This is a genomic window from Arthrobacter sp. Soil761 (assembly GCF_001428325.1).
Taxonomy (GTDB): domain Bacteria; phylum Actinomycetota; class Actinomycetes; order Actinomycetales; family Micrococcaceae; genus Arthrobacter.
The window spans coordinates 56,324-83,318 of record NZ_LMSF01000007.1 but is presented as its reverse complement, the minus strand read 5'-3'; the positions used below and the strand labels follow the sequence as shown (position 1 = coordinate 83,318).

Here is a 26,995-nt window from a genome sequence, read left to right as displayed (position 1 = left end):
ACAAACTTGGCACACTATTGAGTTCTCAAACAACAGACACACCCGGCACCACCCAAACCAACGTCCAGGCTCGCTCCGGAGCAACTTTCCAAACTTACCCGGTTCCAACAAGCTTCGCAAATCAGCGTTACCGCGATCCACTCCACCTAAAAACCAGCCCCACCCGCATCCGGCACGCCAAGGGGCGAACCATTTCCAGGCCGTTCAGTAAGGGGTTTGGCCGCTATCTTTCCGCTTCAGCGGCGGCGACTCAGAAAACAATACCCGCCCCCACACCCAACCGCAAATCGACCCCCTAGCGGGTGAAGATCCGCGGAATCCCGGGGCAGGAACGGCCGTCGGGGCACCCAAGCGGCCTCCCGCCGTCGTAATTCCCTGGTGTGTGCTGCCGCACATGCTGTCTGGCCTCCCCCATCTCCGGCCCCGACCTCAATTCCCTCGGTTGGCCCTTAAAGCCACGAGCCGCGGATACCTCCGGAAAGGAGGATCCGCGGCTCGCCTTAGCACTGCCCCGCCTGGCTAACGCTCGCAGGCGACGCCGTCGCCGTCGCGGTCAAGGGAAGAGCTGTACCCCGCCTGTCCCCTGTACAAAGGCGCCGCACCCGCGGCCTTGGCTGCAGTGCAATTGGCGTAGTAGGCAGCTGCCGGAGCCTGCACGGGGGCTGGTGCGGCAGGAACTGCCACAGGAGCAGGTGCGGGAGCCTGCGCGGCCTGCTTAGCCGCGGCAGCCTGGTCGGCGGCAGCCTTCGCAGCGGCTGCCTGATCGGCGGCGGCCTTGTCGGCAGCGGCTTTCTCAGCGGCCGCCTTCGCAGCAGCAGCCGCCTTCTCGGCCGCGGCCTTGTCAGCTGCCGCCTTGTCGGCCGCAGCCTTCTCCGCCGCAATATCGTCAAGGCTCTTGACGCCGAGATGCACCGTGGACCCCTTGTCAGCCTTTGCACCGTTGGCTGGGTCCTGGGTGGTCACCTGCCAGTTGCTCTTGACCATGATCGACTTGCCGTGGGCCGTGTCCTTGGCATCAACTTCAAACCCAAGGTCTTTCAGCTGATCCGTGGCCTTGTCCAGGGCCAAACCCGTCACGGACGGAACGGTGACGGTCTCGATCGTTTGCGCAACAGCGGTTGCGGCTGCTGCAGGCTGCGTCGCCGCCTGCTTGCCGCCGCAGCCCGTCAGCATGAGGCCGGCAAGCACAGCCAGAGCCAGCGTCTTCTTCAACCTGCCGGCGGCAGGCATGGGACTTGTTTTCAAGATTCCCCCTAGGAATGCGTGTGATGGTGTTGAAATCGCGTCCGGAGAGTCCGGACAAGAACGGGCCTACTCGCAGGCGATGCCGTCGGAGTCGCGGTCCAGTGCGGACCGGTAGCCGGCCTGGCCGGCGTAGAGCGGCGCAGCTCCCGCAGCCCTCGCCGCAGTGCAGTTGGCGTAGTAGACGGCGGCAGGTGCCGGTGCGGCGGGAGCAGGTGCGGGTGCAGCCGGCGCAGGTGCCGCCGGGACAACGGGCGCGGGCGCCGGAGCGACCGGTGCCGGTGCGGGGGCAACCGCCGCCGGAGCAGGAGCAGCCGCGGCAGGCGCCGGTTCAGCCACCGCCGGTGCGGGAGCCGGGGACTGTTGGCTGGTCGGAGCCAACTGTCCGGAGCAGTCACCGAGGATGCGGGCCATCGCGTCGTGCTCCGCCTGTGTCACCCACAGCCCATATGTCGCCTTCACCGAGATCTGCCGGGCCACATACTCACACCGGAAGGGCTTGTTCGGGGGCAGCCAGGTGGCCGCGTCGCCGTCGCCCTTTTGCTGGTTGGTGGGGCCGTCCGTTGCCTGGAGATTCAGCGGATCATTCGCGAACGCCGTCCGCTGCTCGGTGGTCAACTGCTGCGCGCCCTTCTGCCACGCGTCGCTCAGCGCCACCACATGGTCGATCTGCACGGCAGTGCTGGTCCCCGAGCCACGGACAAAACTGATGGTCTTGCCCGTGTAGGGATCCGCCAGGGTCCCTGTCTGGACTTTGCAGGGAACACTGTTCGTGTAAGTGATGCCGGTGAGGTCCCGCCGGAGGATGTCGTTGCGGGTATCGCAGCCATTGCGGTCCACGTCCAGCCACGCCTGGCCGAACTGCGCCCGGTCATACCCCGTTTTCGGCGCCCGGCCCTTGATGGAAAGGGTGGCCAACAGATCGACCGCCTTCGTGGCGTAGGCCGGCTGCGCGTTGGGTGCGGTGGCGGTGACGCCGGCGGCAAGGACGGCCGGGTTCTCCGGGTCCAGCGGCTCACCAGTGCTGTCAGCGGTGGGAGTGGGCGTGGACGACGGCGAAGCCGTGGCTGTGGCGGTTGGGCTCGCTTTGGCGGACGCCACCTTGGCGGCGCTCTCCGAGGAGGCTGCCTCCAGGTCTGCGCTGGCAACGTGCGGCAAGGCGACGGCCCCGCCGATGAAGAGGGCGAGGGACGCGGCGATCGCGATGGCGCCGGCCTTGCGTTGCGCCGGGAGCCAGGCCCAGGAGCGCCGCCCTGTAAGCAGGACATAAAGGCCGGTGAGTGCGGTTGAAATGCCCAGGAAAACCAGGGCTCCGCCCACTCCGCCGCTCAGCGCGCCCAAAAGCATGAACAGTGCGGTGATGCCGGCAACAATAAACGTTGAAATGCGTGGTTTCCGCGGCGGCTTCGGTGCCGCCGCAGGTGGAACAAACCCGAAAAGGGTGTCGTGGTCGGGCATTCTTTCCCCATTTTCACGGGGTCCCCATAAGGGGACCCCACATTTGGCGGGCCTGCTGCTAAGCCCGACAAACTCATCGTCATGAGCCTATGGTCCAACCGAAACCGAAAACGGGCGTCCTGCGCGTCCTCGGCCAACATTCAGCAAGTCTTGATCGGACCTTGAGGAAAGCCCGACGCAATACCGTGTGAGTGCTTCATAATTCGCGGTTTCGCGTGGCTAAACCCGTCTGTTCGGCTCCCATTCCCTTGCGTGAGCCGCAAAGATAGAGTGGCCGGATGCAGATGCGTCTTGAGGTTGTCCAGGTCCCGGTTTCCGACGTCGACAGGTCGAAAGCGTTCTATACCGAAAAACTTGGCTTCGTCCTGGACCACGACGTGGAACACATTCCGGGCATGAGGGTGGTCCAGCTGACTCCCCCGGGTTCGCCCACATCAGTAGTCATCGGCACCGGGATGACCGCCATGACGCCGGGCAGCCTGGAGGGACTGCAACTGGTGGTTCCGGACATCACCGAGGTCCGGGCCGAACTGGTCAGGCGGGGCGCGGACATCAGCGAAATCCAGGACCTGGGCGGCGTCCTGTTCGCCTACTTCACCGATCCCGACGGCAACCGCTGGGTGATGCAGGGCCAGACCCCTGCGGACATCCGGGACGCGCACAAAACCCTAAAAGAAGCTGCCAAAAGGGAGCGGGCGCCGGAGGGTGCGGACTACTTTTTAGCCGGCGGGGCAGTGGAACCCCGGACCACCAGCTCGGTGCCGAGCTCGATCCGCTGCGGCAGTTCCTCGTCACCATCCAGATGCCGGAGCAGGGCGCGCATGGCAGTTTCGGCCATCTGCACTACCGGCTGCCGGATCGTGGTCAGCCCCGGCTCGATCCACTCGGCCGCCGGAATGTCGTCAAACCCAATGACGGACAAGTCTTCGGGAATGCGGAGCCCGGCGGAACGCGCAGCCCGGTACGCACCCAAGGCCTGGTCGTCGTTGCCGGTGAAGATCGCCGTCGGACGGTCCGACAACTCCAGCAGCTTGCGGGTTGCAGCCTCGCCCGCTTCGATGGAAAAGTCGCCGGGAACCATCAACGCCGTGTCCAGGGCTATGCCCGCGCGGCGCAGTGCCGAGATGTAGCCATCCTCTCGGGCGCTGCTGCACTGCAGGTCCTCGCGGCCGCCGATCATGGCGATCCGCTTATGCCCCAACTGCAAAAGGTGTTCCGTGGCCGAATAGCCACCCTCCCAATTCGCCGCCCCCACTGTCATCAGGTCCGGGCCAGGCTGGCCCACAGGATCGATCAGCACCACAGGTATCCCCAAGGACTTGATCCGCTGGATTTGCTTGGCATCCAACTGGTAGACGGCCATGAGCAGCCCATCCGATTTCCGCTCCGCGAGGTTGGCCAGCCACGGCCGGATGCGCGAGCCGTCCAGGCTCAGGCTGCTGACCACAGTCCCGTAGCCGGCGTCCTGTGCCACACGTTCTACGCCCTCGATGATCTCCAGGGCCCATTCCGAGCCCAGCCCCGGAAACACCAGGTCCACCAGGCCGGCCTTTTGCCTGCGTTTGGCAGGGCGGCGCGCATAATCGCGCCGGGCAATGATCTCCTCCACCCGGGCACGCGTCTCTGCCGCCACGTGCGCGTGCCCGTTCAGCACCTTGGACACGGTGGGAACCGAAACCCCTGCTTCACGGGCAATCTCACTGATCGTCGCGCGCCTGGTGTCCTGCTTGCTCACCACGGAAACCGCCCTCTCACCCGGGTCACGCGCCCGGTGCTATGTATCGGAAAGTTCCCACGTCTGGATCCGGCCACACATGCCGTAAATTCTGCGGTTTTCCCGTTTTCCCATCGTAGTTCGCGCACCGGACAGATAGATACTTTCTGCCGTGTCCAGAGAGGCCAGCTGCTGCCGGGTGACTTCCGCCTGGCGGGCAGCTCCCTCCGCCAGAACGTCTGCCCAGGCGCTGGTCCTGTCCGAGACCAGACGGGCAGCGGCAGCATGGAAGTCGGCCAGTGCTGCCGGACCGGAAACCAGCACGGCTTGCTTAAGCGCAAAGTAACCTTCCAGGGCCAAATCACGACGGCGGCGCGCGGCGTGCTCGCCCGCGTCCGGCCCAGCGTCGGCGTCCTTGTGTTCCAGCGCCGCTGCGCTCCGGTACTTTTCCGCGTGCGCAAGGTACTCGGGCGGAAATGTCATCACGGCGTCGCCGTGTTCGGGCAGCCCGGCACTCTGCATGACTACAAGGACCTTCAGGTCACCCGAATCATTGATGGCGCGATGCACGGTGCCGGGGGTAAACCAAAGCACCACCCCAGGCGCCAACGGTGTCGAGGTGAAGCCGCGCGAGTCAAGTGTCTCCAGCCTGCCGATTCCCTGGAGCACCACGTACGCCTCCGTGGAAGCGGTGTGCACGTGCGGCGACCCGCCGGCTGCACCGTCGGCGCCCGGCCAGTCGTAGATGCTGATTTCGGAGAGCCCAGTGGCGCCCGGAAACGTTGAGGCCATCCGTTACGCCCAATCGCGAAGCGCTGCTTGCGCAGCATCCGCCAGCGCCTGGGCGCGTTCGGCGTCCACACCGCCATCGGCAATCACCACGGCGTAGCGGTAGGAAAGCGGCGCACCTTCACGGAGGGGCACCTCCTCGCTGAAGAAGGGGGCTGAGCCCAGGCACGCGAACATGGACGACCTGGCAAACCACTGGTTGGGTGCACCGGGGTTATTTCCGTCCTCCACGAACGCGATGGTGGAGGCCCGGCAGGTGACGTCATGCGTACCGGTGAAGGCGATCCACGGCGAGCGGGTGCCCATGAATTCGTCCGTACCCGCATCCTCCTGGTTGCGGAACACGCCGCCTGTAAAGGACCTGGGGCCGCGCCAAAAGAGGCCACCGTATCCGGCGTTGTGCCGGCCTTCCGTAGTGGGGCTGCCGATGCGGATCTCTTCGCCGGAGATATTGCTCATCCTGGTCTCAAAGAGGATGGCGTATGCCCCCTCGGTTTCGCTGTTCTCCGTGGCAGCGTCTTCCACCAACCGGAGGCTGAACCGGCGGCTCTCCGCAATGACCGGTTCCCCTTCCTGCGAGGTCCAGGTCAGGGATTCCGACGCCGTGATGCCGGGGCCGGATTGGTCGATGCCCGTGAAGGATCCGTGGGTCATGGCACCATTGTTGTCCAGGTTGGCGTACTCCGTGGCGCGTGTGTAGGTGGCTCCGCCCCAGAAATTGTGCTTGCCCACGTTGGGCAGCGCCCAGGAAAGTCCCTTATGCCAGACGTGGTCCCACGGGCGGGAAATTGTCACCTCGTCCCCGCCCAGGGTGGTCAGCGGATGGAAGAACGGCCGCGGACTCTCGTACTGGTCGTCCGTGGGCTTGTAGGTATAGGTGGCGATAGGCCTGCCTTTGGCTGTGAAGGTGAGGGCCGCTCCATCGTCGTGGAAACTGAGTGATGCCGCGGACACAGCGGAAAGGGACGCTGCTGTGGGGGTGGTCATGGTGGTGCCTCCTTGGGTATGGGCTCAGACGCTGGTGGCTTTGAGGGCGGTCAGGTTGAATGCTGTCTCCTCGAGGACTTTCGCGCCCAGCCCTTCGCCGTCCATGCCCCCGTAGAAGGGGTGGCCGGTGACGATCTCGCCGCGGTGCACGGATTTTCCGGTAAAGGCGGAGGCGTAGAGGGCGGCAGCGAACTCCAGAGTTTGCCGTGCGGAGTCTGCCCCGGCCGGAAGAGGGCGGCCGGCGTCGAGCGCGCCATACATGGCCAGGAACTGGGCCGCGTGTCCGCTTCCCTGATCCAAGGGCTCGCCGTTCCACGCTGTTCCTACCTGGTCCTCGTGGCCGGGCGCTGCCGTAATGGTCCAGTTGTCCGTGCTGTAGCCGTAGAGGTGGCTCAGCTCCACAGTGGCAAATTCGCAGTCGATTCGGATGTCCGAGGTTTCCCGCGGCGAGAGCAGCGAGTTGATAATGGTGGCCACGGCTCCGTTACTGAACCGGACCAGGGCGGCGGACAAGTCTTCAGTGGAAGTAGGCCGTGCCTGCCGGCTGGCGATGGCGGTGATTTCCTCCCACGGACCCAGCAGGTGCAACAGCAGATCGAACTGGTGAATGCCGTGACCCATGGTGGGCCCGCCGCCCTCGGCTTCCCAGGTTCCGCGCCAGGGAAGTTCCCAGTAGCTGTCCGGCCGGTACCAGAGGGTGTCGCACCGGGCCACCAGGGGACGGCCGAAGTCACCGCCGCCAATCAGCCGGCGGGCCGCGGCTGCCGCATCCCCGAACCGGTGCTGGAAGACGCAAGAGAACTGGGCGCCGCCCTTTGCCTGGGCGGTCTCCAGCCGGTCGAAGTCAGCGAGGCTTAGCGCCGGGGGTTTTTCGGAGAGGACATGGACGCCTGCTTCGAGGCATTCGATGGCCTGGCCGATGTGGAACATGGGCGGCGTGCAGAGGTGGACAATGTCCGGTTTGGCCTCTGCCAGAAGATCGGCCAGGCTCAGGTACATACCAGGGATGCTGTGCTTCTCCGCGAAGGCATCCAGCCGGCCCTGGTCCACGTCGCATGCCGCCACCAGCTCCGCCCTGCCGTTTGTCCGGGCCAGGTTGTCAGCATGGACCGCCGCGATCCCGCCGGTTCCCACGATGGCCACTCTGTACGTCCGCATGTTTTCTCCGTCGTTGCAGTGATGTAGGTAGCGCCCCAGGGCTTCGAAGTGGTCCGAAGGGCCTCCGGGCGCCTGGTCCCAAAGTCAATGGAAAGTTTCTATTCCATTCACGAAGTTTCGTGGGTTCCGTCGCAGACTTATCCCACTCCCATTGTCAACCGTAGGAGGATTATCTTTGAAGAGTCAATGCTTTAGGACCTAGAAAGTAAACGATAGTTTCTGATAGTTTCTTAGAAACTTCCTACGATCCCAGGAGACGCCCGTGACCAGCGGTGCCGCCGAAAAGCAAGCCATCACCTCCCCGGCCGCCGGCAACGGCTCCCGTGACGCCGTCGAACGCCTCTCCATTGATGAGCTGGTGCGGCACATGACCCTGGAAGAGAAGCTGGCCCAACTGGCAGGTGTGTGGGTCAATGCGTCCACGGACGGAGACTCCGTAGCGCCGCTGCAGAATGAGATGGCCGGCGACGCGCGCTCCTGGGAGGAGATGATTGCCTCCGGACTGGGGCAGATCACCCGCATGTACGGCACGGTGCCCTTGGAGCCTCTCGAGGGCGCCCGGCGGCTGGCCGCGGCGCAGGAACAGATCATGGCGGCCTCACGCTTCCGGATTCCGGCGCAGGTCCATGAGGAATGCCTCGCCGGCTTGGCTGCGTGGAAGGCCACGGCTTTCCCCGTCCCCCTGGCGTGGGGCGCGACCTTTAACCCTCCGCTGATCCGTCGGATGGCGGGTCTCATTGGTGGGCAGATGCGGGCACTCGGCGTCCACCAGGGGCTGGCTCCCGTGCTGGACGTTGTGCGGGACCTGCGCTGGGGCAGGGTGGAGGAGACCATCGGCGAGGACCCCTACCTGGTGGGCACGGTAGCCAGCGCCTACGTCTCCGGGCTGGAAGGGTCCGGAATCGTGGCCACGCTCAAGCACTTCGTTGGCTACTCTGCGTCCCGCGCCGGACGCAACCATGCACCGGTGTCCATGGGCCCGCGCGAGTTGGCGGACGTGATGCTGCCCCCGTTCGAAATGGCGCTTAAACACGGCGGAGCCCGCTCCGTGATGCATGCGTACACGGACACCGACGGCATTCCTGCAGCCGCCAACCGCGCACTGCTGACCTCGCTGCTGCGCGACGAGTGGGGCTTCGCCGGCACCGTGGTTGCCGACTACTTCGGCGTCGCCTTCCTGCATGTCACCCACGGCGTTGCTGCCGATTCCGGCGATGCAGCAGCCCTGGCACTCAGAGCGGGCGTTGACGTGGAGTTGCCTACAGTGAACTGCTATGGCACGCCCCTGCTTGAGCGCGTGCGCTCCGGCGAGGTCCCCGAATCCCTGGTGGACACCGCCCTTCGCCGGGTGCTGCGGCAGAAGCAGGAGGCCGGGCTGCTCGCGCCGGATTTTGACCCCGCGCCCCCGGTCCTCAGCGCCGGAGCCGTCGACCTGGATCCAGCCGGGAACCGGGCTTTGGCCCGCGAGATCGCCGCCCAGTCATTGGTGCTGCTGACCAACGGGATGCACGACGGCGGCGCCAGCCTCCCGCTGCCCGTTACGGCGTTGGCCTCGCTTGGCGTGGTGGGGCCCCTGGCAGAGGATCCATTCGCAATGCTGGGCTGCTACTCATTTGACGCGCATGTGGGCGCATCACACCCGGACGTTCCCATGGGTGTCCACGTTCCCACCGTGGCCTCGGCAGGCAGAAACCGTTTCGGATCGCTGCGCAGCGCTGCGACCGGCACCTGCGAGGCCATCACGGACGAACAGATCGCGGAGGCCTGCCGGACTGCCGCGTCGGTGGACACCTGCGTAATCGTGGTGGGCGACAACGCCGGCCTCTTCGGCCGCGGCACCTCCGGGGAAGGCAACGACGCAGCTGACCTTCAGTTGCCCGGGGACCAGCACCGCATGCTCGACCAGGTGCTCACCGCGGCCGAGGCCGCCGGAACGCGCACCGTCGTCGTGGTCCTCAGCGGCCGGCCTTACGCCTTGGGCGACTTCGCGGACCGGGCCGGGGCGATCGTCCAGGGCTTCTTTCCCGGCGAAGAGGGCGCGGAGGCGCTCTGGGACATCCTGACAGGGGCCGTCAACCCGTCCGGCAAACTGCCCGTTTCCGTACCCCGAACTTCCGGCGGACAACCCGGCACCTACCTGCACAGCCGCCTGGCCGGGCCGTCCGGCGTCAGCGCGCTGGACCCCTCGCCACTGTTCAGCTTTGGGCACGGCCTGTCTTACACGACCTTCGACTTTTCCTGCCACTCGGCCAGTGCGGACGCAATGTCCACAGCGGATGCCGTCACCGTGGGATGCACCGTGACCAATACCGGCCCCGTTGACGGCGCCGAAGTGGTGCAGCTGTACCTCGAGGACCCGGTGGGCGAGGTGGTGCGGCCCCTCCGCGAACTGATTGGCTACGCCCGGGTGGACCTTGCCGCCGGCGCATCGGCGAGGGTCGAGTTCACGGTGCACGCCGACCGGACGTCCTTCACAGGGGTGGATCTGAAGCGGGTGGTGACGCCGGGCCTGGTGAAGCTGCACGTGTCGACCTCCAGCAGCCGGGACACCCACAGCCACGAACTCATCCTGCAGGGCGGCCGCCGCGTCGTGGGTTTTGACCGGGACATGCTGACACCGGCAACGGTGGCGCCGGTCCGGGCGTGTACTGACCCGAGAGGTTGATTGAGGACTCACCCCCGGCCGTGCACCGGCCTGGCGTTTGCCGGGGGTTCCCCAACCTCATGGATGCCATGGCCACTGCAGGCCGTCTTGGTGACGCTGGCCCGCTCGATACGCGAAACGGTGAACCACCGCATGGCGTTGCGCAGCCGGCACCACCCAACCAGGTACCACTGGCCGTTGGTGGCTGCGAACAGCACCGGCTCGACGTCGCGGGTGGTGGTGGTCCCGTCCCCGGATGTGTAGCGAAGGCGAATCACGCGCTGCTCGGCCATCGCCTCCTCCAGTACCGACTTGATGGCCCGTGACGAGGAGGGAAGGGCGTTGACCCAGACACGGTGGGCCAATGCGTCAGCTCGTGCCCGTGTTTTGGGATCGAGGACATCCATGATCTTCCGGACACCTGCTGCTGCCAGATCGGCGTAGGGGGCATCCGACGCAGCGGACACCGCTGCCATGAGCGCCACGGCCTGCGCCGGGGACAGGCTGACTGGCGGCAGGGACCCGCCTGCAGCCAACCCATAGGCACCGCCCGGACCTGGGCGGGACCATACCGGCGCACCGCTGTTCTCCAACGCATCGAGGTCCCTCTTGATGGTGCGAACAGATACCTCAAGTTCTGCAGCCAGCCGCCCGGCAGAAACCCCCTGCCTGCCGCTGCGGCGCAATATCTCGGAGAGGGCATGGAGCCGTTCGACCCGCTTCACCGTTTAAGCCCGGGCAGATTCATGACATAAATAGTGACACACCCTTGTCCAAGGCGGCTGCGAGGGTATTGGCATGACAACTACTGCAAGCCGTCCCATCATCATTCTCATCGCCGGCCACTGGCTGGGCGCCTGGGCGTGGGATGAAGTGCTGGAACACCTGGCAACCGACCAATCCCGCGCCGTCGCGATGACGCTGCCCGGTCTCGACGGGGACGATCCCGGGCGTGCGGCAAAGACCCTCGACGACCAGGCCGCGGCGGTCCTGGACGTCATCAGCCAGCTCGGGGCCTCTGGGGACCAGCCCGCCACTCTCGTCGCCCACAGCGGGGCAAACGCCCCCGTCAGCCTCGTCCTGGACCGACACCCTGAGCTTGTCCATCGAGTGGTGTGGGTCGACTCCGGCCCTGTGGCACCGGGAAGCGCCTTCGGCCCGGGCATCCCGGAGGAGTTGGCGGAGCTTCCGCTGCCGCCCTTCGATGTCCTGGCCCAGCAGGCGAGCCTCGACGGCCTGAGCCCAGAAGTCCTCGAGCGTTTTCGGGCCCGGGCTGTCCCTGAACCCGGCCCTGTGCTTCGTCAGGCCGTCGAGCTCACGAACGATGCCCGCCACAAGGTCCGGACCACCCTGGTGTGCTGCTCGATCCCGGGCGCGCAGGTGCTGGAGCTCGCCCGCTCCGGGCATGCCATGTTTGCCGAAGTGGCGAACATTGAACACCTCGACGTCATCGACCTCCCAACGGGGCATTGGCCCATGTGGAGCCGTCCCCGCGACCTCGCCGGGACCATCCAGTCAGCGGCTTCCCGAACCAGCTGAACTGCACCCATGACCGGTCAGGCGGCGGTGAATTTCTCCTCAACCAGCGCCAGCAGCGGCCGGGAGTTCAGGCACACCAGAAACACTACGGTGCCGGCGAGAACCGGCAGCAGGTACGCAGTGGTCACCAGCAGCAGGGTTCCCGCGACGAACAGGATCCCGGCGTTGCCCAGTGAAACCCGCTTCCGGGCACTGAAGCTGTACAGGGAGAGCCGGTAGAGGTCCCGGGTCCGGAACGAAAACCTGGACAGCAGCAGCAAAGCATTCAGGCCGGCGGTGGCCACGAGCACTGCGAGGAGCAGCATCGCCGGCCTGAGCGCGGGCGTGGCCGGGTTGCCCGGATGCAGCGAGGACAGCCCGGCCAGGTTGACCGCGATGACGGCCAGAACCAAAAGGTACGGCACCCAAACCTGCAGGGCCTGCCCCAGATTCATCCGGTACCCGCGGACGAAGTCCTGGTAAACCCCGCCCTCATGGCCGGCGGCCATTCGGTTGAATGCGTACATGCACGCCACCAGGGCCGGCCCCGCCGGAACGAGTGCCACCACAAGGGCCCAGGCCCCCGCGATGGGTGCCGCCACCAGGGCCGGCAGCAGCAGGATATTGGCCAGCCCCAGGAGGACCGAGCCCATCATCACGCCCGCAACGGTGCCGGCCGCCCTGAACAGGGGGCCGGCTCCGTACTCCGCCTTCTTCTGCACCACTGACTGCCTTTCGGTCACCGCGGAAGGCCCGCGGCCGCCGTCGTACGCCCTACTTCTTTTCGGCGTATGCCTTGTAGGCCTTGTTGGCCAACTCTACGTATTTGCCCATGCCCTTGCTGTCCAGCTCTTTGACGTAGGCGTCGAACTCCGAGAGGCTGCGCTGGCCGGTGATGAACTTCAAGGTGTTCTGCTTGACGTGGTCCTTCAGTGGCGTGAGAGTCAGGGTGGCTTGCTCCCGGTCGGTGTCGCTGAACGGCACGGGCGGGGCAACGGGCCTGGGCTTCTTGCTCTTCATGGCCTTTTGGAAGGCCAGCTCTTCCTCATTGAAGGTGGACTGGAGCAGGTCCGTGGTGCCCCCGTAGGCGAAGTTGCCGCCGGAGAAGCCGTAATCCACGCGCAGGTCTTTGGTGCCGCCCGGATTCAGGCCCTGGAAGTTGATGTCCTTGGCCAGGATGCGTTTGCCGCCTTCCTTGTTGTAGGTGGTGCCCTGCACCCCCCACTTGGCGAACTCCTGGCCTTCGTCGCTGTAGAACAGCCAGTCGATGTACTGCATCAGCGCCACGAAGCTGTCCTTGTCCTTCACGGACGCGTTCAGCATGATGCCGTTTTCCAGCCGGGAACCGCCAATGACGTCGCCTGCGGGGCCGCCGGGAACCGTGATCTTTCGGACGGCGAAGTTGCCCTTCCCCAGAGACTGCTCCATTGATGTGCGGTACGTGATGATGTTTTGGGAGTTGGCGCTGATCACAAACGACTTGCCCGAGGTGAACTTCTGGATGGCCGAATCATCGGTCTGCGTGAAGCTTTCCGGATCCATCAGCCCCTCCGAAACCAAGGAGTTGAAGTAGGTCACAAGATCCTTGAACTGGCCGCTGCCGGCACCGAAGGCGAACTCCTTCTTGCCTTCATCGAACGTCAGTCCGTCCACCAGGCCCCAGCCTGCCACGGTGCCAAAGGCGGTGCCGGCAATGTTCAGCACGCTGTTGCCGTTGAACCGGTCGGAAAAGGGCACCACATCGGGATGGTTCTTCTTGAGTTTGCGCAGCACCTCCCGGAACTCGTCCCAGGTCTTGGGCTCCGCGATCCCGTCCTTCTCCAGCACGTCGGTCCGGAACGCCAGCGTGTAGTCCGGCCAGAGTTCCTCGTGCAGACCGGGCAGGACGTAGTACTTGCCGTCCTCCTGGGTGAGGCCTGCAATCTCAGGCTCCAGCTTCCACTTCTTGATCTTGTCCTGGTAGTGCGGCATGAGGTCCACGTAGTCGCTGACGGGAAGGACGGCGCCGGAGGATACATACGCGCTCTCCTGCCCCGGGTAGGTCTTGGCAATTATCTCCGGGGCCTTGCCCGAACTGATCAACAGGCTGCGCTTCTGCTCGTAGTCGCTGCTGGGAACGATGGTCGGTTCCAGGGTGACGTTGTTGTCGCTGGCCATCTTGGAGAACAGGAGCCAGTCCTTCTTGTATGGATAGGTGGGCTGATCGCTGAACAGGAAGGTGAAGCTCAGCGGCGCCGTCGCCTTGAACGTGTCCCCAACCCCAAAGCTGTCCATCGCACCATTGCGGGCCTTTGAGGTATCGGCCTTGCTGCCGGAGTCAGAGTCACATCCCGCCATCACCAGGCCGAAGGCTGCGAGCGCGGACAGGCCGAGGAAATCTCGTCTGCGGATCATGGGTTTTCCTTTCATAAGGGTTATTCCTTGACGGAGCCGAGCATGACGCCCGAAAAGAAGTACTTCTGGACAAAGGGGTAGACGCAGAGGATGGGGATCACGGTCAGGACGATGGTGACGGACTGGATGTTCGCGGCAATCTGGCCCACGTTCTCCGCCGTACCGCCGGCGGAGCCTGCCGTGGTGACGCCGGCAATCATGTTGCGAAGGTAGATGGTCACCGGGAACAGATCGGGGTTGTCCAGGTACAGGAACGCCTGGAACCAGGAGTTCCAGTTGGCTACTGCGTAAAACAGGACCATGGTGGCAACGATTGCCTTGCTCAGCGGCAGGACCACCTTGAAAAGCACCCCGTACTGGGTAAGTCCGTCAATGGCGGCCGCTTCCTCCAGTTCACGCGGCATGTTCTCGAAGAACGACTTCATGATGAGCAGGTTGAAGACGCTGATGGCGTTGGGCAGCACTACGGCCCATAAGGTGTCCCGCATTCCAAGCGAGGTGATGAGCACATAGTTGGGGATCAGGCCGCCATTGAAGAACATGGTGAACACCGCGATGCCGATGAACAGGCTGCGCCCCTTCAGGTCCTTCCTCGCGATGGCATACGCGAAGCTGGTGGTCAGCACCATGGAGATAGCCGTGGCCACCACGGTGTACAGAATCGTGTTGCCGTAGTTCCGCCAAAAGACCGAGTCGGCCAGGATCAGCTGGTAAGTCTCGGTGTTGAAGCCCATGGGGAACAGGTTGACCTTGCCGGCGTTAATGAATCCTTCGCTTGAGAAGCTCTGCGCCAGGATGTTCAGGAACGGATACAAGGTCAGGAACACCACCACCAGCAGGAAGGCCAGGTTCACCACCCGGAACAGCCGCATGCTGCGTGAAACCTTCATGTCCTTGACCAGGACACCTGTGTCCTTTGGTGCTGCTTTCGCGCCGGGTTCTTTCACGGCTGTCCCTTTCACAGTTGTCCCCTTCACCACAGGCTCGTTCCGGCGAGCCGCTTGGATATGGCGTTGGCGGAGAGAATCAGCGTGAGGCCGATGACGGATTCGAACATGCCGATCGCCGCCGCGTAGCTGAAGTTCGACGATTCAAGGCCCACCCGGTACAGGTAGGTGGAGATGACATCCGAGGTCTGGTAGTTCAGCGGGTTGTAGATCAGTAGGATCTTTTCGAAGCCCACGGCCATGAACGTGCCGATGTTGAGGATCAGCAGTGTGATGATGGTGGGCCGGATGGCCGGCAGGGTCACATGCCAGGTCTGCTGCCAGCGGTTGGCGCCATCGATCCGGGCTGCCTCGTACAGCGATTCGTCCACCCGGGTCAGGGCGGCCAGGTAGAGGATGGCTCCCCACCCCATGGTCTGCCACACCTCGGAGCTGATGTACATGGGCCGGAACCACGCGGCGTCCTGGGTGAAGTTAACCGTGGTGCCGAACAGCGAGTTGGCAATTTGGTTTACGGTGCCTGTCATGGAGAAGTTCTGCAGGATCATGCCGGCGATGATCACCACGGACATGAAGTGCGGCAGGTAGGCCACGGTCTGGACGAACTTCTTGAACTTCTGCGAACGCAGTTCGTTCAGCATCAGCGCGAAGATGATGGGCATCGGGAAGCAGAACAGGAGTGTCAGCACGCCCAGGATGATGGTGTTCTGGAACGCCTGCCAAAAGCTGGGATCGTTGATGAAGAGGGTGACGTATTTCAGGCCCACCCATTTCTCGCCGAAGATGCTGCCGCCGGGCTGGAACTGCCGGAACGCGATCACGTTGCCTGCCATAGGCAGGTACCGGAAGATGGCGAAGTAGGCCAGCGGCAACAGCACCAGGGTGTAGAGCCGCCAGTCCCGCCTGAAGGCCAGCTTCCAGCCTCCGGGTTTGTTCCGCGGTTTTTCAGTTCGCGCATCGGCGTCCGTGGGGACCGCCTCGGGAGGTACTTCCAATCGCATGGCCATGACTGCCTCCTACCGGCCCGTTTCTGCGGTTGAGTCTTTAGTGGGTATTTCCTCCAGCACCAGCACGCCGTTGGCGGCGAGCTCCACCGTGCCGGTGACATTGGCTCCGGTGAGCTGGTCTGTGCCGCCCTGCCCCACGTCCACCCTGGCGGGTGCATCGTTGTGGTTCAGGACCAGCAGGTAGCTGCGTCCGTTGCCGGCACGACGGCGGACCTGCACTCCCAGCGGCGCATCCAGTTCCGCGCGGATTCCCGCAGCGGCACGTTCAGTTGAGAGCAGTTCCGCAAGGAAGGAGCTGTCCACCCTGGCCGACAGGTACACGGCAGTGCCGGCGCCGAAGCTGTTGCGGGTGACGGCGGGCGAGCCTTCCAGCCGGCCGGAGGCATAGCTCGCAACAACGTCAGCCGTGGTGGTGTGCAGGTGCTCGGTCCAGTAATCGGCTGAGGCCGTACCGCCGTCGGCCGTTGAAAGCTTGACTGCCTCGCCCTCCCCGGCCAGCGGATGCATCTCCTCGCTCCACACCCCCAGGACGTTGCGCAGCGCGCCCGGGTAGCCGCCCAGGAGGATGGTGTTGTCCTGGTCCACGATGCCGGAGAGGTAGCTGGCCACCAGATGCCCGCCGCGGGCCACATAGTCCTCGATGTTCCCGGCGGCCTGGTCGGTGAGCAGGTACGACGCCGGCAGGACCACCATGCCGTACTGGCTGAGGTCGCTGGTGGTGTTCACGAAGTCCACGGATATGTTGGCGTCGAAGAAGGGGCGGTAGAGGCGGAGGACTTCCTGGGCGTAGTTCAGGTCCGAGCGCGGGGAGTTCCCCAGTTCCAGGGCCCACCAGCAGTCCCAGTCGAAGACCAGCGCGACCTTGGCGCTGGAGCGTGTGCCGGTGAGGCCGGCCAGGCCCTTGAGTTCCTGGCCCAGTTCACAAACTTCCCGGAAAATGCGCGTATTGGGCCCGGCGTGGTTGACCATGCCGGAGTGGAAGCGTTCGGTGCCGCCCCTGGCCTGGCGCCACTGGAAGAAGAGGATGGAATCGGCGCCCTGCGCGATGGCCTGGTAGGAGCCAAGCCTCATTTTGCCGGGCAGCTTGGAGACGTTGACGGACCACTGGCTGACGGCGCCGGTAGCCTGTTCCATCACCAGCCATGGCTGGCCGCGGCGGAGCGAGCGCATCAGGTCGAAGTTGAGCGCCGCGGCCACGTGGGCGTCTTCCTCGCGCGGGTCCGGGTAGATGTCCAGGGCCGCGGCGTCCTCCTCAGCAGCCCAGGCCCAGTAATCGTTGTTCTTGTAGAAGCGCATGAAGTTGGTGACAATCGGCAAATCTGGCGTGTACCGGCGCAGGATGTCCCGCTCGGCCTTGTAGTGCTCCAGCATGCTGTCCGAAGTGAACCGGTGGTAATCAAGGCGGCGGGACGGGTTGGACCACGTGCGCGGCTGGGCGGGTGCGTTCACCTGTGACCAGTCGGAGTAGCGCTGTCCCCATACGTCGGTGCTCCATGCCTGGTTCAGGTTCTCCAGGTCGCCGTATTTTTCCTGCAGCCATGCCCGGAAGGCGCGGTCGGCGTACGGGCCGTACGAGACCGGTCCGTACTCGTTGTTTACATGCCACATGCGCAGGGCCGGGTGGGCAGCGTAGCGCTCCCCCATCTTCTCTGCCATGGCCAGCGATTTTTCCCGGTAAGCAGGATGGGAGACGTCGAAGTGCTGTCGGGAGCCGAAGCCGAACGTAGAGCCGTCGGCCAGGACGGGCAGGATGTCCGGGTGCCGGGCGATCAACCAGGCCGGCGGGACGGCGTCCGGAGTGGCCAGGTCCACGCCGATGCCGTTCCGGTGCAGCAGGTCCATCACCTCGTCCAGCCAGCCAAAGTCGTAAAGACCGTCGGCTGTCTCGAGCCGGCTCCAGGAAAAGACGGCCAGGGTAACCAGGTTGACGCCCGCTTGCTTCATGAGCCGGACATCCTGGTCCCACACCTCGCGGGGCCACTGTTCGGGGTTGTAGTCACCCCCGTAGGCGATGCCGCCCAGACGTTCGTGCAGGCGTTTGAAGCGGTGTTCGGAGGTGCTGGTGCTGTGCTCGCGGGTCATCATCGTCCTTTTGTTGGCATCATGGCCGCGGGCTCCCACCAGTGCGACCTGCATCACAGTGAGAAACTATCGTAAAGTTTCAGCAATAACAACAGAAAAGGGAAAGTGGGAGGAGACTCCGCGTCCCCTGCAACCATCCATAAGGGCGGCAATACCCAGAGAATGGGGCAGCGGAGTGCGGACTGGCCATCCTTTATGCATGGTTGCCCGAATAGGGATCTTTCCGGGCAGGCAGGAAAGTATCGGGTGGGGAGGGGGAAAGAAACCTACAGCGCTGCTTCCAGCTAAGCGCCCGGTGCCGTTCCACCCGCCTGGGGTTCCAGGACATCCTGGACAACCTCATTGTGGCGCAGGAACCACGGCTTGAACGGCGGGTCGAAGCGGGCGAATCTCGGCGTCCCCACGGGAGTCAGCCCGGCCAGGGTGAGCGCAGCGTGCAGGCCGTCGTTGCGCTTCTGGAAAGCCGATGCCGAACCGCTGCCGGAGAATCCCAGCACTGCGGCAAGGGAACCTGGCACCGCGCGGATCCTGACCATGGGATCGGCAGGGACCGGAGCGCCGTCAGCTGTCACGCCGGCCGGAAGGACGAACGCCACCGAATATTCGGCAGGCTCCCCCGACCCCGGCACCGGACCGGACTGGAGTACGGGGGTGGTCATTGCCAGTTTCCGGGGCCCTGGTTCCTGGAGCACCGGAGCGGTCATGGCCAGTTTCTGCCGGGCATTATTGCTGCCGCTGATGTAGTTGAAGAGATGCCGGAAGGCGGCATTGCCGGCGCGGTCAAAATCCGCGGTGACCGTCACTTCGGCCACCACGTAGTCCGGATACCGGCGCAGCTCGAAATGCGGATAGCGCCGGATCAATTCAAAGGGCTGCTGCTCGGTCATGGTGGACCGAGCCTACGCCCGCCGAGCCGCAGCGGCCAGACCCAAGAGCCGTGACAGTCTCAGACCACGTGGTTTGTGGCGGGTTTCCGGAATTTGGCACGGAGGGCCGCGGTGCCAACCCCAAGGCAGAGCAGCAGTCCCAGCCCGCCGAAGATGACGGTCAGCACAATGCCCACGCCACGGAACCACACACCGTCGCTCTCATAACCCAGCACAACGGCCCTGGCCGGGTCATTTTCGGCATAGACCACCGTGGCTTCGCTGCCGACGACGGGATGCTGGTCGTGGTCAACGGCCGCGAACGTCCTGTGGGGCAGCCCGTCCGCCGCCGTGAATTCAACCTGCATCCTGCGCGAGGAGGCTTTGGTGACGTCCTTGAAGTGGACGATCGTTCCGGTGGCCTGTGTCCCGGTCCGCACAAGCTCCTCGTCGACGTTGATCATGAAACTGCCCACGCCAATCAGGATCGGGCCCAGGCAGATGACCAGGACGGCCACCGCAAGGTTCGCTTTTCCTTTCCACGACAACGCGGATTTGCGCTTTACATCAGCTCTGCCCCCAGTCACGCATCCCATTCTGCCGGAGCATGTCACCAAACCCACACCGCAGGCTGTTGCCCATTGATAAGCAAGCAGACCATAATAGTTAGCAGAACTAATTAGCACTGCTAAGGAACGTCAGCAGGAGGCGCACCCGCATACATGTCACCCACCCAAACGAAGAACACAGCAACCGCAGACCCCACCACGCCCGATACCCTCGCCATCGAGCTCCGCACCGCCGTGATGCGTACTTCACGCCGGCTCCGCGTTGAGGCAACGGGCGACATCATCACCCCCGGGCAATACACGGTCCTGGCCATGCTGAACGGCAGCGGCCCCAGCACGCTCCGGGCACTTGCCGAGAGTGAGCACGTCCAGGCGCCGTCCATGACCAGGATCGTCAACGCGCTCGCCGACCAGGGCTTCGTCACCAGGAGCGCAGACCCCGACGACGGGCGGCAGGTCCGCGTGGACATCACGGATGCGGGAAGGACGGTCCTCGCCGAGGCACGGAGCCAGCGGACGGCCTGGCTGGCCCAGCGCGTGGCCGGGCTCAGCGAGGACGACAGGCTTACCCTCAGCCGGGCGGCCCGCATCATGCAGGAAATGAGCGGCAAATGAGCGCGATGTTCCGGGCCCTCGAAAACCCCAACTACCGCATCTGGGCCAGCGGTGCGATCGTTTCCAACATCGGCACCTGGATGCAGCGCGTGGCCCAGGACTGGCTGGTCCTGACCGTTCTCACCGACCACTCAGGCGCCGCCGTCGGCCTCACCACGGGCCTGCAGTTTTTGCCCATGCTGCTGTTCGGCCCTTACGGCGGAGTCCTGGCTGACCGGTACCGGAAGCGCATTATCCTCATGTGGACGCAGTTGGCCATGGCATCCACCGGCCTCGCCATCGGCCTCCTGGTGGTGACCGGCACCGCCCAACTGTGGCATGCGTACGTGGCGGCCTTCTGCCTGGGCGTTGCCAGTGCCGTGGACGCACCGGCGCGCCAGGCCTTCGTCTCGGAACTGGTGGGGCAGGAGAACATCTCCAATGCGGTGGCCCTGAATTCCGCCTCCTTCAACACCGCCCGGCTCACAGGCCCCGCGGTCGCCGGGGTGCTCATCGCCTGGGTGGGAACGGGCCCGGTGTTCCTGCTCAACGCGGCGAGCTTCGCGGCCGTCCTGGTCTCGCTGTTCAGGATCCGCATTACCCAGCCCGCCCCGGTGGCAAAGGGCGAGCGGAACAAGCACCAGGTGGTTGAGGGCATCCGCTACGTGCGCCGAAGGCCGGACTTGATGCTGATCATGGTCCTGGTGGGCGTCCTGGGCGCGTTCGGCATGAACTTTCCCGTCATCAACTCGCTGATGGCCACCACCGAATTCCGCATGGGCCCGGGTGAATTCGGGCTTCTCGGTTCCATCATGGCGGTGGGCACCCTGGCCGGCGCCCTCCTGGCGGCCCGCAGGTCCCGTCCTCGGCTGAGGTTCCTGCTGGGCGGGGCGCTGGGCCTGGGTGTCTTCACCATCCTGGGCAGCGTCGCGCCGTCTTTCTGGGCCTACGCTGCCCTCCTCATTCCCGTGGGGCTGGCGTCCATCACGTTCCTGAACAGCTGCAATACCAGCATCCAGCTGTCCGTGGAGCCACAGTTCCGCGGTCGCGTGCTGGCCCTGTACCTGGCCATCCTGCAGGGCGGCACCGCCCTGGGTTCACCGCTGGTCGGTTGGATCGGGAGCCAGTTCGGCGCCCGCTGGTCCGTGGCCGCAGGCGGGATCATGGTGCTGCTGGCGGGTGTCGCAGCCGTCATCGCGGTAACCAGGCGGAACCGGCTCACCCTCCGCGCCGCCCTGCGGCTGGCGCTGGGGCGGCGCCAGCCCGCCGTTTGAATTGGATGGCGGGGGAAGGAACAGACGGCTTATTTGGGCCGTGGGCCGGTCCCCCAATGTCACACGTTACCGACCCACGGCAGTCTTAGTCCCCCGAAGCGGGCGGGAGGGCCAGCCGGCGCGTGAGTTCGTCGTCGACGAGGCATCGGAGAGCGGACGCGTGGTCCGGTTCGGTGGAGGAATCTTGGCCGACGAGCGCGTGGCGCAGCAGGAGCAGGTCGGCGGCCGGGACGAGCGGCCAGCGCCGGAAGGCATGGAACACCCTGCCCTGTGAGCTGGTGCCGGGACGGATCCTCCCGGAAGGTGGCTGGTCAGCAGCGGCGTCCATCAGTGGCCCCCATGAGTAACTTGCCAGCTGACTGCTCAACCACGGGTATGCACAAGATACCCAGAACACGGCGGATAAGCCACCGGTTTTTACAACACGTGGACTTATGACGGAAGCTTGGTGACGATATCCACGGAGATTTCCACCGCCGGGACCGTCCCCCTGTTCTCCAGCCAGTGGGTGGTGTTCCGGTCCTCCGGCCAGCCCACTCCGGGCCCATAGTCCGTGGCGGCGCCGTCGCGGTGGTCGGTGATGGTTCCCTGCAGGATAAAGACGGTTCCGGGTCGCCCCACATGGTCATGGAGGGGCCCGAAGACCCCGCCGGGGTCGATCGTCACCATCCGCATCCGCAGCTGCCGGCCTTCCATCCCGTCAATCTCGCCGTCAAGGTCTACGGCCGCCAGCAACTCCACCGAGACGCCTTTTGTCTCCGGAACCATCTCTTCCGCGCCCATTCCCGTGCCTTCCTTTCAGGCCGCTTACGACGGCGGCGCCGGCCTGCCGCTGCCACGCACCCGGGTGCGGGTGCTTCGGGCGGCACGTGCCGGCGTCGTACTTATGGCTTTGCTGCCAGGTGATTGAGTATGCGCCTGTGCAAGGCGGATGGCTACGTGACGGGGATCGAGGAAATGTTCAGGATGTTGCCCTCGCTGTCGAGGAACCACGCACCCTTGCCCATGCCTTCCATCGTTGCGATGCCGTTCTCGGTCTTGAGTCCCGGCATGTCGTACTCCTCAAAGACGACGCCGCGGCCCCGCAGTTCCTCCACTTCCTTTTCGACGTCATCGACGCCCCAGGACATCTGGGTGTTCTTGGCGGAACCGGCGTTGTCCGTCTGGTAGAGCAGGAAGCCCGTTCCCTTGCCGCAGCGGTAGATAAGGTTGTCGTTTTCGACCGTCTGGACCGGCTCCAGTCCCAACTTGTCCCGGTAAAACTCCCGTGCCCGGTCAATATCCTTGGCCGGCAGCACAGCCATGATTTCCCTATCCTTGAGCATGACAATTCTCCTTGTGCATTTAGTGGCGTTGCTCTCCCCCTGAAACAGTCCGGCCGTCCCGGCCGGGCCTCGTGGCCGTCCTTCCCGCCGATTGCCGGGGCGGCCACCTGGAACCCCTGGTTCCGCCGTGGCACAGGACAGCGGCGGGAGGTTCCCGAAGTCTACGAGGCCATTATGGAACCGAATTACCGGGGACGAAATAGGGGAATTTTATGGAATGCCGGGCCGCCGCCCGGCGCTTATTTCCGGGCCGAGCGCGCCGCTTTCCGGAACGCCGCGCCGGCAACAGAAACCAATGGAACAAGGCACACCAGCATGGCGATGGTGTTGGGGCGGAAGACCGCGCGCCCATTCACGGTCCGGTACACGCCCAACGGGACAACGAAACCGCCGCCCCCGCCGCCCGATGCCCCCTGGTCCGATTCCGTGCCGCCGCCAAAACCGAAGGACACCAGCGCCACCGGCACAATGTCCTCCCCGCCCACATTCACGGGAGAGCCGTACGCGCGGGCAACGCCCATGTTCTTGAAGGAGTCTGCGAGGGAGGAGAGAGTATCAGCCATGGCACCACGCTATGCACTGGCGCGGCCGGCTGGAAGGACCATAGGTCCCGCCGTCGTCCTGCGCCCTATTTCCGTATTTCTGCCATCCGCAGCCGGACGATGTCAGCGAGGACGTCGTCCGGCACTGGATGGTCCGCCGTGAAGCGGATGGTCCCCTTGGACAGGGAGTACCCCTCCAGCCGGCCGGCCACTGCCTCCACCACCGCGGAGGAGAACGGGAAAACCGAGAGGTGCTTTGCTGCGGCCACGGCCGCCACCAGCGGTTTGCCGTCCAGTTTGAGGGCGGGCATGCCGTAGCTCATGCCCTCCGTGGCGTCGGGAGCCAGGGACCGCGCAATCTCCACCACGTGCTGAAGGCAACTGCGGTCCGGTCCGTCAATCCTGTCCAGGGCTTCGTCAACGACACCCATGTGGCGGCCTCAGCTCTTTCGTGCCGCCACTGTGGCAGCCAACGCGGCCAGGCCGCGTTCGAAATCGGCGCCCACCATCTTGTCCATGTTCATGAACAGTGCGAACACCCTCCCCAGGCCCTTGTTCTCGCCGGTCATCCGCCAGGTCACTTCGGTGCCGCCCGGGGCAGGGGTGAACGTGAAGGTGGTGGGGTTCAGGGCCTTGAAGGGCTTGGTGAACTGCAGCCGGATCCGGACCAGATTCGACGGCACCGACTCCTCGATCTCCATGGTGCCGCTGCCCGCCTTGCGGTTGCCGCTCCACTCATACCCGGCCCCCGTGCCTGCTTCAGTGCCGAAGTAGCGGCGGCTCATGCCGGGGTCGATGGTCTCCCAGGGGGACCAGGCAGTCCATTCGTGGAAGTTGTTGACGAGCGGAAAGATGTCTTCGGCGGCGGCAGGGATCACGGAACTGCGGCGGACTTCAAAAGTGGACATGGGCCAAGCATAGGGGCGGGAACCGCCGCGGTTAAGGGAGGACCACGTTCACCGGGTCCTTGCCCTCCAACAGCAGCCCGATCTGCTTCCTGAGCAACCGGACCATCCGGGGGAACATGGCCGAACTGGCGCCGCCCACGTGCGGTGTGATGAGCACGCCGGGAGTGGTCCAGAGCGGATGGTCGGCGGGCAGCGGCTCCGGATCGGTGACGTCCAGCGCGGCCCGGAGCCGTCCGCTTGCGGTCTCTGCCAGCAAGGCCCCGGTATCCGCCACCGGGCCGCGGGCCACGTTGACCAGCAGGGCCCCGTCCGGCATGGCCGCCAGGAACTTCGCATCCACCAACTGCCTGGTGTCTTCGCCCAGGGGGACGCTGACCACAACAATCTCGTGCAGCGGCAGCTGCTGGTACAGCGAATCGATCCCCAGGATGGTCCCGCGCTCATCGTCGCGGGCGCGGCTGGCCATCCGGGTGACGTCGGTTTCGAACGGCAGGAGCCGGGCCTCGATGGCCTTGCCCACTCCCCCGTAACCCACCAGCAGCACGCGCCGGTCCGCCAGGCTGGGCCGCTGGCTGTTGTCCCACGTACCGGTTTCCTGGTTCCGGACAAAGTCCGGAATGCCGCGCTGGGAAGCAACCATCATCCCCACGGCGAGCTCCGCCGTCGAGGTTTCATGGACTCCCGCCGCGTTGGCGAAGGTGACGCCGGCGGGCAGCACCGAGGCGACGCCGTCGTACCCGATGGACTGGCTCTGCACCAGGCCGACGTCCACGCCCTCCAGTGCGGCGAGCGCCGCCGGTTTGCCCATGTAGCCGGGCACCAGCAGGTCCAGCCGGCCGTCCGGCACCGGCCCGGTGAGGTCCCACAGGACAAAGTCGACGCCGTCAATCGGCGCCAGTGCGTCCAGCAGGTCCCGGGACGGCAGGCACACGCGCAGGCGGGCCGTCATGCGGCAACCATCAGCTTGACGTTGGCGGCGCGCAGGGCTGTCTCGATCTCCCGCGGCGGCGGAGCGTCCGTGACCAGGATGTCCACCGCGTCGAACGCCGCCAGCCGCGCCAGCGCGTACCGCAGCATCTTCTGGTGGGTTGCCACCACCACTACCTGTTCCGCTGAATTCATAAGGGCGATCTTAGTGGCGCGCTCCACGTCGCGCTCAATATAGAACGCCTCGTCATGGATGCCGCTGACGCCAATAAAGGCTGTCTTGGCACGGAGCCCGGAGGCGGCGCTGACGGTCATCGGTCCGTTGAACGCCTGGCTGTCCAGCAGCAGCTCCCCGCCCAGGCAGATGGTGCGCGCCGCCGTCAGCTGCAGGCAGCGCTGGATGGCGGGCGCGGAGTGCGTGATGATGGTGCCGGTGAACGACGTGGGCAGTTCCTGCGCGATCTGGTACGTCGTGGTGCCGGCATCAAGGATGATGGCATCCCGTTCGCCAATCATCGAGAGGCACACCCTGGCCACCCGAAGCTTCGCGTCCGCGTCCTCCCGGACGCGCGCGGCGAAGTTCGCGTTCTGGCCATGACCGTCCACGGCGCTGACGCCGCCGTGGACCACCCGGGCCAGTCCGCGCTTGGACAGCACCCGGGTGTCCCTCCGCACCGTCATGTCGGAGACGGCAAAGGTCTCCGCCAGATCATTTGTTGAAATGAACCCCCGGCGGCCCAGCTCATCGAGGATGGTGCGCTGGCGGGGTGTCAGCGGCGCCTCTTTATCTGCGGTGCCCATTGGCTGTTCTCCCTCCCCCGTGCGCCGGGCAGGAGCCTGGCGGGATGTTGCAATTCCAACATGTATCTTCTTATGAACGTACCCCGAGGGCGGCATTGCCAAGCTCAACGGGGCGTCCTTCCGTAATAGAGCGTTCGGCGGCCAGGCCCATGCGTACGGACTGCAGTCCGTCCGCAATGGTGACTTCCACCGGCCCCTCGCCCAGGATGGCCTTCCGGAAGCCCTGGTGCTCATAGTAGGTGGAGCCGTGGTGCGCGCCGGCCGCCAGGACAGCCTCATCCACCGGAACCTCGTGCTTTTCGGGACCCAGCGGGGACCGTGGGCTGAATTCAACCGTCGCTTCAGCGTGGTCACCGGGAATCCAGTGGTTGGCGGCCACCGGGATGAGGGTTTCAATCTTGGCAGCATCCCCAACAATGGAGATGCGTTCCTGGAACTTGGATCCCTCGGCGAACATGGACAGCTCCAGCATGGCGCGGCGGCCGCCCTTGAAATCGACGATCACATAGGCGTTGTCCAGCATGTCCGACACCCGGCCGTCGTAGACCTCATCCATGTGGTTCACGTCGTGGCCGCCGCTGGCGAAGACGCGTACGGGCTCGTCCCGCAGGATCAGGCGCATCAGGTCAAAGAAGTGGCAGCACTTTTCCACCAGCGTCCCGCCGGTCCGTTCCGCAAAGCGGTTCCACGCATCCACCTTGTGCAGGAACGGAAAGCGGTGCTCCACGATGGAGAGCATGTGGATGTTGCCCAGCTTGCCGCCATGCGCCGCCTGGATGATCTCCTGGACCGGCGGCATGTACCGGTATTCCATGGCCACCCACACCGGGGCCGGGTAGCTGCCGGCCAGCGCCTCCAGTTCGTCCGCCTGCTCCGCCGTGGTGCACACCGGCTTCTCCACGAGGACCGGAAGGTTGGTGCCGCTGGCGAAGATGTCCTTGAGGATGCCCAGGTGGGTGTCGTTGGGGCTGGCGATCACCAGCGCGTCCACCAGGCCCGAGGCCAGCAACTCCTGGTGGGAAGGGAAAGTCCGCACCTCATGGCCGATCTCCTTCACCGTCTCTTCCAGTGAAGAGGGTGTGGGATCCGAGACTGCGGTGATGCGGCTTCCCGGGATCAGGGCAAGGTTCCGGACGTGTTCGCGTGCCATATGGCCCGCTCCAATGAGGCCATACCGGATGGTCCGGACCGATTCCGCAGTAGGCAATGACATGAGCTGCTCCGTTTCTCTACGTTGAGTGGGCGGGAC

Annotated in this window: 28 protein-coding genes and 1 pseudogene; 6 read left to right on the top strand and 23 right to left on the bottom strand. The window is 65.0% G+C overall.

All coding sequences use genetic code 11. From position 1 onward, the window contains the following. A partial coding sequence (locus ASG79_RS24030; RefSeq protein ID WP_235509752.1) for a hypothetical protein occupies positions 1-299 on the top strand: 299 nt, incomplete at its 5' end. A 220-nt stretch (positions 300-519) separates the two neighbouring features. Here the strand turns inward: ASG79_RS24030 and ASG79_RS06515 are convergent. Continuing rightward, entirely contained in the window at positions 520-1,230 is a 711-nt protein-coding gene (locus tag ASG79_RS06515) for an excalibur calcium-binding domain-containing protein (protein WP_056389447.1), read from the bottom strand. Between the two features lie 81 nt (positions 1,231-1,311). Continuing rightward, the gene (locus tag ASG79_RS06510) at positions 1,312-2,700 is read right to left on the bottom strand and encodes a GmrSD restriction endonuclease domain-containing protein (protein WP_056389444.1); all 1,389 of its coding nucleotides are present in this window, start codon (positions 2,698-2,700) and stop codon (positions 1,312-1,314) included. Between the two features lie 278 nt (positions 2,701-2,978). On the opposite strand from ASG79_RS06510, the pseudogene ASG79_RS23020 reads away from it, so the two are divergent. Further along, a pseudogene (locus ASG79_RS23020) lies at positions 2,979-3,362 on the top strand (VOC family protein); the annotation flags it as partial. Positions 3,363-3,412: 50 nt separating this feature from the next. Here ASG79_RS23020 and ASG79_RS06500 read toward each other — a convergent pair. From ASG79_RS06500 to ASG79_RS06485, 4 genes are read right to left on the bottom strand one after another with little or no spacing between them, the layout of a single operon-like run. Further along, a complete protein-coding gene (locus tag ASG79_RS06500; protein ID WP_018771323.1) occupies positions 3,413-4,438 on the bottom strand; it encodes a LacI family DNA-binding transcriptional regulator in 1,026 nt (341 codons plus the stop codon). A 36-nt stretch (positions 4,439-4,474) separates the two neighbouring features. Further along, positions 4,475-5,206: a cupin domain-containing protein gene (locus tag ASG79_RS06495; RefSeq protein ID WP_056389439.1), complete on the bottom strand. Its 732-nt coding sequence runs from the start codon at positions 5,204-5,206 to the stop codon at positions 4,475-4,477. Between the two features lie 3 nt (positions 5,207-5,209). Next, positions 5,210-6,190: a PmoA family protein gene (locus ASG79_RS06490; RefSeq protein ID WP_018771325.1), complete on the bottom strand. Its 981-nt coding sequence runs from the start codon at positions 6,188-6,190 to the stop codon at positions 5,210-5,212. Positions 6,191-6,214: 24 nt separating this feature from the next. Beyond that, a complete protein-coding gene (locus tag ASG79_RS06485) occupies positions 6,215-7,348 on the bottom strand; it encodes a Gfo/Idh/MocA family protein (RefSeq protein WP_056389436.1) in 1,134 nt (377 codons plus the stop codon). A gap of 262 nt (positions 7,349-7,610) precedes the next feature. Between ASG79_RS06485 and ASG79_RS06480 the strand changes: the two genes are divergently transcribed. Next, positions 7,611-10,013, top strand: a complete 2,403-nt coding sequence (locus tag ASG79_RS06480; RefSeq protein WP_056389433.1) for a glycoside hydrolase family 3 N-terminal domain-containing protein — start codon at positions 7,611-7,613, stop codon at positions 10,011-10,013. 8 nt (positions 10,014-10,021) lie between these two features. Here ASG79_RS06480 and ASG79_RS06475 read toward each other — a convergent pair whose 3' ends face one another. Next, positions 10,022-10,717, bottom strand: coding sequence for a helix-turn-helix transcriptional regulator (locus tag ASG79_RS06475; RefSeq protein ID WP_056389429.1), 696 nt, complete (start codon positions 10,715-10,717; stop codon positions 10,022-10,024). A gap of 73 nt (positions 10,718-10,790) precedes the next feature. Here ASG79_RS06475 and ASG79_RS06470 point away from each other — a divergent pair, with 73 nt between their 5' ends. Continuing rightward, positions 10,791-11,531, top strand: a complete 741-nt coding sequence (locus ASG79_RS06470; protein ID WP_056389428.1) for an alpha/beta fold hydrolase — start codon at positions 10,791-10,793, stop codon at positions 11,529-11,531. Positions 11,532-11,548: 17 nt separating this feature from the next. Here ASG79_RS06470 and ASG79_RS06465 read toward each other — a convergent pair whose 3' ends face one another. The 7 genes from ASG79_RS06465 to ASG79_RS06435 form a co-directional block, all read right to left on the bottom strand. Beyond that, positions 11,549-12,253 (bottom strand): DUF624 domain-containing protein, encoded by a 705-nt coding sequence (locus tag ASG79_RS06465; RefSeq protein ID WP_235509751.1) that lies wholly within the window; start codon positions 12,251-12,253, stop codon positions 11,549-11,551. Positions 12,254-12,284: 31 nt separating this feature from the next. Beyond that, positions 12,285-13,919, bottom strand: coding sequence for an extracellular solute-binding protein (locus ASG79_RS06460; protein ID WP_056389425.1), 1,635 nt, complete (start codon positions 13,917-13,919; stop codon positions 12,285-12,287). A 5-nt stretch (positions 13,920-13,924) separates the two neighbouring features. After that, complete coding sequence (locus ASG79_RS06455) at positions 13,925-14,794, bottom strand: carbohydrate ABC transporter permease (RefSeq protein WP_026266084.1); 870 nt, start codon at positions 14,792-14,794, stop codon at positions 13,925-13,927. 83 nt (positions 14,795-14,877) lie between these two features. After that, a complete protein-coding gene (locus ASG79_RS06450) occupies positions 14,878-15,858 on the bottom strand; it encodes an ABC transporter permease (RefSeq protein WP_018771333.1) in 981 nt (326 codons plus the stop codon). Positions 15,859-15,867: 9 nt separating this feature from the next. Next, positions 15,868-17,994, bottom strand: coding sequence for a beta-galactosidase (locus ASG79_RS06445; RefSeq protein WP_235509753.1), 2,127 nt, complete (start codon positions 17,992-17,994; stop codon positions 15,868-15,870). 230 nt (positions 17,995-18,224) lie between these two features. Then, the gene (locus tag ASG79_RS06440) at positions 18,225-18,827 is read right to left on the bottom strand and encodes an SOUL family heme-binding protein (RefSeq protein WP_056389422.1); all 603 of its coding nucleotides are present in this window, start codon (positions 18,825-18,827) and stop codon (positions 18,225-18,227) included. A gap of 59 nt (positions 18,828-18,886) precedes the next feature. Continuing rightward, entirely contained in the window at positions 18,887-19,393 is a 507-nt protein-coding gene (locus tag ASG79_RS06435; protein ID WP_056389419.1) for a DUF3592 domain-containing protein, read from the bottom strand. Between the two features lie 135 nt (positions 19,394-19,528). Between ASG79_RS06435 and ASG79_RS06430 the strand changes: the two genes are divergently transcribed. After that, positions 19,529-19,990 (top strand): MarR family winged helix-turn-helix transcriptional regulator, encoded by a 462-nt coding sequence (locus ASG79_RS06430; protein WP_056389418.1) that lies wholly within the window; start codon positions 19,529-19,531, stop codon positions 19,988-19,990. After that, complete coding sequence (locus ASG79_RS06425) at positions 19,987-21,243, top strand: MFS transporter (RefSeq protein ID WP_056389415.1); 1,257 nt, start codon at positions 19,987-19,989, stop codon at positions 21,241-21,243. Before ASG79_RS06430 ends, ASG79_RS06425 begins: the two co-directional genes overlap by 4 nt. Before the next feature lie 85 nt (positions 21,244-21,328). Here ASG79_RS06425 and ASG79_RS06420 read toward each other — a convergent pair whose 3' ends face one another. The 9 genes from ASG79_RS06420 to ASG79_RS06380 all read right to left on the bottom strand — a co-directional run bounded on the left by ASG79_RS06420 (position 21,329) and on the right by ASG79_RS06380 (position 26,959). Beyond that, positions 21,329-21,571: a hypothetical protein gene (locus ASG79_RS06420; protein WP_018771339.1), complete on the bottom strand. Its 243-nt coding sequence runs from the start codon at positions 21,569-21,571 to the stop codon at positions 21,329-21,331. Positions 21,572-21,675: 104 nt separating this feature from the next. After that, positions 21,676-22,026 (bottom strand): cupin domain-containing protein, encoded by a 351-nt coding sequence (locus ASG79_RS06415; RefSeq protein ID WP_056389412.1) that lies wholly within the window; start codon positions 22,024-22,026, stop codon positions 21,676-21,678. Between the two features lie 152 nt (positions 22,027-22,178). After that, the gene (locus ASG79_RS06410; RefSeq protein WP_018771341.1) at positions 22,179-22,568 is read right to left on the bottom strand and encodes a VOC family protein; all 390 of its coding nucleotides are present in this window, start codon (positions 22,566-22,568) and stop codon (positions 22,179-22,181) included. Between the two features lie 239 nt (positions 22,569-22,807). Next, on the bottom strand, positions 22,808-23,131 hold the full coding sequence (locus ASG79_RS06405) for a hypothetical protein (RefSeq protein WP_026266086.1): 324 nt from the start codon (positions 23,129-23,131) through the stop codon (positions 22,808-22,810). 65 nt (positions 23,132-23,196) lie between these two features. After that, a complete protein-coding gene (locus tag ASG79_RS06400) occupies positions 23,197-23,541 on the bottom strand; it encodes an iron chaperone (protein ID WP_018771343.1) in 345 nt (114 codons plus the stop codon). A 9-nt stretch (positions 23,542-23,550) separates the two neighbouring features. After that, a complete protein-coding gene (locus ASG79_RS06395) occupies positions 23,551-24,018 on the bottom strand; it encodes an SRPBCC family protein (protein WP_056389409.1) in 468 nt (155 codons plus the stop codon). Between the two features lie 31 nt (positions 24,019-24,049). After that, positions 24,050-24,967 (bottom strand): 2-hydroxyacid dehydrogenase, encoded by a 918-nt coding sequence (locus ASG79_RS06390; RefSeq protein WP_056389406.1) that lies wholly within the window; start codon positions 24,965-24,967, stop codon positions 24,050-24,052. After that, the gene (locus ASG79_RS06385; RefSeq protein WP_018771346.1) at positions 24,964-25,746 is read right to left on the bottom strand and encodes a DeoR/GlpR family DNA-binding transcription regulator; all 783 of its coding nucleotides are present in this window, start codon (positions 25,744-25,746) and stop codon (positions 24,964-24,966) included. The genes ASG79_RS06390 and ASG79_RS06385 overlap by 4 nt, the downstream gene beginning before the upstream one ends. Before the next feature lie 70 nt (positions 25,747-25,816). Further along, complete coding sequence (locus ASG79_RS06380) at positions 25,817-26,959, bottom strand: Gfo/Idh/MocA family protein (RefSeq protein ID WP_056389403.1); 1,143 nt, start codon at positions 26,957-26,959, stop codon at positions 25,817-25,819. Between the last annotated feature and the right edge of the window lie 36 nt (positions 26,960-26,995).

Excerpts from the sequence above, each read along its gene's own strand:
- ASG79_RS06515 (WP_056389447.1), bottom strand. The coding sequence starts at position 1,230 with ATGCCTGCCGCCGGCAGGTTGAAGAAGACGCTGGCTCTGGCTGTGCTT.
- ASG79_RS06510 (WP_056389444.1), bottom strand. The coding sequence starts at position 2,700 with ATGCCCGACCACGACACCCTTTTCGGGTTTGTTCCACCTGCGGCGGCA.
- ASG79_RS06495 (WP_056389439.1), bottom strand. The coding sequence starts at position 5,206 with ATGGCCTCAACGTTTCCGGGCGCCACTGGGCTCTCCGAAATCAGCATC.
- ASG79_RS06490 (WP_018771325.1), bottom strand. The coding sequence starts at position 6,190 with ATGACCACCCCCACAGCAGCGTCCCTTTCCGCTGTGTCCGCGGCATCA.
- ASG79_RS06485 (WP_056389436.1), bottom strand. The coding sequence starts at position 7,348 with ATGCGGACGTACAGAGTGGCCATCGTGGGAACCGGCGGGATCGCGGCG.
- ASG79_RS06470 (WP_056389428.1), top strand. The coding sequence starts at position 10,791 with ATGACAACTACTGCAAGCCGTCCCATCATCATTCTCATCGCCGGCCAC.
- ASG79_RS06460 (WP_056389425.1), bottom strand. The coding sequence starts at position 13,919 with ATGAAAGGAAAACCCATGATCCGCAGACGAGATTTCCTCGGCCTGTCC.
- ASG79_RS06455 (WP_026266084.1), bottom strand. The coding sequence starts at position 14,794 with ATGAAGGTTTCACGCAGCATGCGGCTGTTCCGGGTGGTGAACCTGGCC.
- ASG79_RS06450 (WP_018771333.1), bottom strand. The coding sequence starts at position 15,858 with ATGGCCATGCGATTGGAAGTACCTCCCGAGGCGGTCCCCACGGACGCC.
- ASG79_RS06445 (WP_235509753.1), bottom strand. The coding sequence starts at position 17,994 with ATGCAGGTCGCACTGGTGGGAGCCCGCGGCCATGATGCCAACAAAAGG.
- ASG79_RS06440 (WP_056389422.1), bottom strand. The coding sequence starts at position 18,827 with ATGACCGAGCAGCAGCCCTTTGAATTGATCCGGCGCTATCCGCATTTC.
- ASG79_RS06430 (WP_056389418.1), top strand. The coding sequence starts at position 19,529 with ATGTCACCCACCCAAACGAAGAACACAGCAACCGCAGACCCCACCACG.
- ASG79_RS06425 (WP_056389415.1), top strand. The coding sequence starts at position 19,987 with ATGAGCGCGATGTTCCGGGCCCTCGAAAACCCCAACTACCGCATCTGG.
- ASG79_RS06420 (WP_018771339.1), bottom strand. The coding sequence starts at position 21,571 with ATGGACGCCGCTGCTGACCAGCCACCTTCCGGGAGGATCCGTCCCGGC.
- ASG79_RS06415 (WP_056389412.1), bottom strand. The coding sequence starts at position 22,026 with ATGGGCGCGGAAGAGATGGTTCCGGAGACAAAAGGCGTCTCGGTGGAG.
- ASG79_RS06410 (WP_018771341.1), bottom strand. The coding sequence starts at position 22,568 with ATGCTCAAGGATAGGGAAATCATGGCTGTGCTGCCGGCCAAGGATATT.
- ASG79_RS06405 (WP_026266086.1), bottom strand. The coding sequence starts at position 23,131 with ATGGCTGATACTCTCTCCTCCCTCGCAGACTCCTTCAAGAACATGGGC.
- ASG79_RS06400 (WP_018771343.1), bottom strand. The coding sequence starts at position 23,541 with ATGGGTGTCGTTGACGAAGCCCTGGACAGGATTGACGGACCGGACCGC.
- ASG79_RS06395 (WP_056389409.1), bottom strand. The coding sequence starts at position 24,018 with ATGTCCACTTTTGAAGTCCGCCGCAGTTCCGTGATCCCTGCCGCCGCC.
- ASG79_RS06390 (WP_056389406.1), bottom strand. The coding sequence starts at position 24,967 with ATGACGGCCCGCCTGCGCGTGTGCCTGCCGTCCCGGGACCTGCTGGAC.
- ASG79_RS06385 (WP_018771346.1), bottom strand. The coding sequence starts at position 25,746 with ATGGGCACCGCAGATAAAGAGGCGCCGCTGACACCCCGCCAGCGCACC.
- ASG79_RS06380 (WP_056389403.1), bottom strand. The coding sequence starts at position 26,959 with ATGTCATTGCCTACTGCGGAATCGGTCCGGACCATCCGGTATGGCCTC.